Source organism: Acinetobacter sp. 226-1 (assembly GCF_030329325.1).
In the GTDB taxonomy this organism is placed as follows: domain Bacteria; phylum Pseudomonadota; class Gammaproteobacteria; order Pseudomonadales; family Moraxellaceae; genus Acinetobacter; species Acinetobacter sichuanensis.
Map to the genome: position 1 here is coordinate 1 of NZ_JACANU010000036.1, position 4,160 is coordinate 4,160.

General features: G+C 48.1%; 4 protein-coding genes and 2 pseudogenes. All 6 read left to right on the forward strand.

What is annotated here, in order from left to right; all coding sequences use genetic code 11:
- Window positions 1-82: pseudogene (locus HX124_RS17675) on the forward strand (IS6 family transposase); the annotation flags it as partial.
- Window positions 83-154: 72 nt separating this feature from the next.
- On the forward strand, window positions 155-748 hold the full coding sequence (locus HX124_RS17680) for a phage lytic cycle repressor MrpR family protein (RefSeq protein WP_205779272.1): 594 nt from the start codon (window positions 155-157) through the stop codon (window positions 746-748).
- 189 nt (window positions 749-937) lie between these two features.
- Entirely contained in the window at window positions 938-2,104 is a 1,167-nt protein-coding gene (locus HX124_RS17685) for a tetracycline-inactivating monooxygenase Tet(X3) (RefSeq protein ID WP_024160783.1), read from the forward strand.
- A gap of 148 nt (window positions 2,105-2,252) precedes the next feature.
- Window positions 2,253-2,990 carry a recombinase family protein gene (locus tag HX124_RS17690; protein WP_001366550.1) on the forward strand — a complete coding sequence of 246 codons (738 nt, stop codon included), beginning with the start codon at window positions 2,253-2,255 and terminating at the stop codon, window positions 2,988-2,990.
- A complete protein-coding gene (locus tag HX124_RS17695) occupies window positions 2,987-3,211 on the forward strand; it encodes a hypothetical protein (RefSeq protein ID WP_000743213.1) in 225 nt (74 codons plus the stop codon). Before HX124_RS17690 ends, HX124_RS17695 begins: the two co-directional genes overlap by 4 nt.
- A gap of 210 nt (window positions 3,212-3,421) precedes the next feature.
- A pseudogene (locus HX124_RS17700) lies at window positions 3,422-4,160 on the forward strand (IS91-like element ISCR2 family transposase); the annotation flags it as partial.

Genomic DNA, 4,160 nt, shown 5'->3' on the forward strand with positions numbered 1-4,160 from the left:
ACGCAAAGGCCAGGCCTCAGCATTTTATTATGGTGATCCCCTGGGCGAAATGCGCCTGGTAAGCAGAGTTTTTGAAATGTAAGGCCTTTGAATAAGACAAAAGGCTGCCTCATCGGTAACTTTGCAACAGTGCCAGTTTTATTACGAACGTGTTTTGGGTGGACAACGGAAAACATATTTCATCGAAAGACCAAAAAAAGAAAAAACACTTCCTGTTGTGATGAGTGAAGAAGAAACCATTCGGGTACTACGCGCTATTGAAAACGTGAAACACAAGGCTATTCTGATGACTATTTATTCGGCAGGTTTGCGCATTTCTGAATGTATAAACCTGAAAATAAAAGACATTGACTCCAAGCGCATGCAAATTCGTATAGAACAGTCAAAAGGAAAAAGAGATCGTTATACCATTTTATCTGAGAAAACATTAATTATTTTAAGAACATACTTTATGGAATATAAACCAAAAGATTATTTATTTGAAGGTCAAAAAGGTGGCGCATACTCAAGCCGAAGTATTCAAAACATTTTTAAAGCAGCTGTTTTAAAAGCAAAGATTCAAAAGGAAGTTACTGTACATACCTTACGACATAGCTTTGCAACGCATTTGCTTGAGAATGGTACGAGTTTACGTTATATTCAATCGTTGTTAGGTCATTCAAGCAGTAAAACAACTGAGGTTTATACACATATTACCACCAAGGGAATGGAACAATTAAAAAGTCCGATGGATTTGTTAGATATATAGAAAGGATTTGTATATTTGAGCAAAACTTAACAAAAAGCACTATGAATATAAATCCTTTTGAGAGAGTAGAAACGAACGGTAAACGGTTGAAAACGGATTTGTCACTGATAATGAAAGGTTTAGCAAAATAAGATATAGTGGATATATACGCCATTTGGCGTATAGCCACTTGTTATGTGCCATTTTTGAATGACAATGCGAATAGATACAGACAAACAAATGAATTTACTTAGTGATAAGAACGTTGCAATAATTGGTGGTGGACCCGTTGGACTGACTATGGCAAAATTATTACAGCAAAACGGCATAGACGTTTCAGTTTACGAAAGAGACAACGACCGAGAGGCAAGAATTTTTGGTGGAACCCTTGACCTACACAAAGGTTCAGGTCAGGAAGCAATGAAAAAAGCGGGATTGTTACAAACTTATTATGACTTAGCCTTACCAATGGGTGTAAATATTGCTGATGAAAAAGGCAATATTTTATCCACAAAAAATGTAAAGCCCGAAAATCGATTTGACAATCCTGAAATAAACAGAAATGACTTAAGGGCTATCTTGTTGAATAGTTTAGAAAACGACACGGTTATTTGGGATAGAAAACTTGTTATGCTTGAACCTGGTAAGAAGAAGTGGACACTAACTTTTGAGAATAAACCGAGTGAAACAGCAGATTTGGTTATTCTTGCCAATGGTGGAATGTCGAAAATAAGGAGCTTTGTTACCGACACGCAAGTTGAAGAAACCGGTACTTTCAACATCCAAGCTGATATTCTTCAACCGGAAATAAACTGTCCCGGATTTTTTCAGCTATGCAACGGCAACCGATTAATGGCGGGACATCAGGGCATTTTATTGTTTGCCAATCCCAATAATAATGGTGCATTGTATTTAGGAATTAGTTTTAAAACGCCCGATGAATGGAAAAATAAAATTCCCTTAGATTTTCAGGACAGAAACAGCGTTGCCGATTTTTTATTGAAAAGATTTTCCAAATGGAGTGAAGTTTACAAACAATTAATACGTTCGGTATCAACATTTCAATGCTTGCCCACAAGGAAATTTCCTTTGAACAATGATTGGAAAAGTAACCGTCCATTACCCATAACAATGATTGGCGATGCTGCTCATTTGATGTCGCCTTTTGCAGGACAGGGTGTAAATACGGGATTATTGGATGCTTTGATATTGTCTGAAAACCTTACAAACGGAGAATTTACAAGTATTGAAAATGCCATCGAAAACTACGAACAACAAATGTTTGTTTATGCAAAAGATACGCAGGACGAATCGACAGAAAACGAAACCGAAATGTTTAGTCCCAATTTTTCGTTTCAAAAATTATTGAATCTATAAACAGTAAGAAAAAACGGCTACTAACAAGCAGTTTTGCAATAGTGGGGCAGAAGTGCAAAATTGAACTTGTGTGCTTCTATCAACTTTTGTACATTAGCTGCCAGTTTAAGATGGGTGCATTTGAGTATGCCCAAAGGAGCCCGCAAGTATGCGCAGGACGAAGCCAGTAGCCGCGCCGATGGTGGCGCGGGTCTATCTGCGCGTCAGCACCGACGCGCAGGACTTGGAACGCCAAGAGGCGATCACTACGGCCGCGAAGGCCGCCGGCTACTACGTCGCCGGCATCTACCGTGAGAAGGCATCCGGCGCACGCGCCGACCGGCCTGAGCTGCTGCGCATGATCGGCGACCTACAGCCCGGCGAGGTGGTCATTGCCGAGAAGATCGACCGCATCAGCCGCCTACCTTTGCCCGAGGCCGAGCGCCTGGTGGCCTCGATACAGGCCAAAGGCGCACGCCTGGCCGTCCCTGGCGTGGTCGATCTATCCGACCTGGCGGCCGAGGCCCAGGGCGTCGCCAAGATCGTGCTGGAAGCCGTGCAGATCATGCTTTTTCGCCTGGCCTTGCAGATGGCCCGCGACGACTACGAGGACAGGCGCGAACGCCAGCGCCAAGGCATTGAGTTGGCCCGCCAGGCCGGGCGGTACAAGGGCCGCCGTGCTGATCCGAAGCGCCGCGCCCAAGTTGTCGCGCTGCGCAAGTCCGGCTACAGCATCAACAAGACCGCCGAGCTGGCCGGGTACAGTGCGGCCCAGGTGAAACGGATATGGGCCGAGGTCAGCCAGGCCGAAGCGAAGCAGCACGGCGCGTTCGTGGAGGACGCATTGACGGAAGCCGATGCCCTGGCCGCTGTCGGCCAGGATGAGCGCCAGGAGGAAAGGGCATGAAGAAGCCGAACCAAGACGACGAGCCGTTTTTCATCACCGAGGAGATTGCGGCCGAAATGATCGCCGGCGGCTATGAGTTCGAGCTGCCGCCCATTCCTTGCACCATCCGCCTACGCGACGTGCTGGAGCGCATGACCGATGCTGAGCTAGCATTGCAGCCGGGCGAGATCGCCGACCAGGAGCGTGAACGCTGCCGGCGCAAGCCGTGTTCAACCTCATGATCTGGTCATGGTATTTTTCATGGCACTGAGCCTGATAGTTCTTGCAAATTGTTGTCACTAAAGGGTTTTGTGTGCTTGTTTACAATCGAGTGGGAGTGACGGGCACTGGCTGGCAATGTCTAGCAACGGCAGGCATTTCGGCTGAGGGTAAAAGAACTTTCCGCTAAGCGATAGACTGTATGTAAACACAGTATTGCAAGGACGCGGAACATGCCTCATGTGGCGGCCAGGACGGCCAGCCGGGATCGGGATACTGGTCGTTACCAGAGCCACCGACCCGAGCAAACCCTTCTCTATCAGATCGTTGACGAGTATTACCCGGCATTCGCTGCGCTTATGGCAGAGCAGGGAAAGGAATTGCCGGGCTATGTGCAACGGGAATTTGAAGAATTTCTCCAATGCGGGCGGCTGGAGCATGGCTTTCTACGGGTTCGCTGCGAGTCTTGCCACGCCGAGCACCTGGTCGCTTTCAGCTGTAAGCGTCGCGGTTTCTGCCCGAGCTGTGGGGCGCGGCGGATGGCCGAAAGTGCCGCCTTGCTGGTTGATGAAGTACTGCCTGAACAACCCATGCGTCAGTGGGTGTTGAGCTTCCCGTTTCAGCTGCGTTTCCTGTTTGCCAGCCGGCCCGAGATCATGGGGTGGGTGCTGGGCATCGTTTACCGCGTCATTGCCACGCACCTGGTCAAGAAAGCGGGCCATACCCACCAAGTGGCCAAGACGGGCGCGGTCACCCTGATCCAGCGTTTTGGATCGGCGCTCAATCTGAATGTTCACTTCCACATGCTGTTTCTCGACGGTGTGTATGTCGAGCAATCCCACGGCTCAGCGCGTTTCCGCTGGGTCAAGGCGCCGACCAGCCCAGAGCTCACCCAGCTGACGCACACCATCGCCCACCGGGTGGGTCGCTATCTGGAACGGCAAGGCCTGCTGGAACGGGATGTCGAAAACA

What these genes read in the sequence shown, in the direction of transcription:
- HX124_RS17690 (WP_001366550.1), top strand. Translation starts at nt 2,253, where the DNA reads ATGCGCAGGACGAAGCCAGTAGCCGCGCCGATGGTGGCGCGGGTCTAT.
- HX124_RS17685 (WP_024160783.1), top strand. Translation starts at nt 938, where the DNA reads ATGACAATGCGAATAGATACAGACAAACAAATGAATTTACTTAGTGAT.
- HX124_RS17695 (WP_000743213.1), top strand. Translation starts at nt 2,987, where the DNA reads ATGAAGAAGCCGAACCAAGACGACGAGCCGTTTTTCATCACCGAGGAG.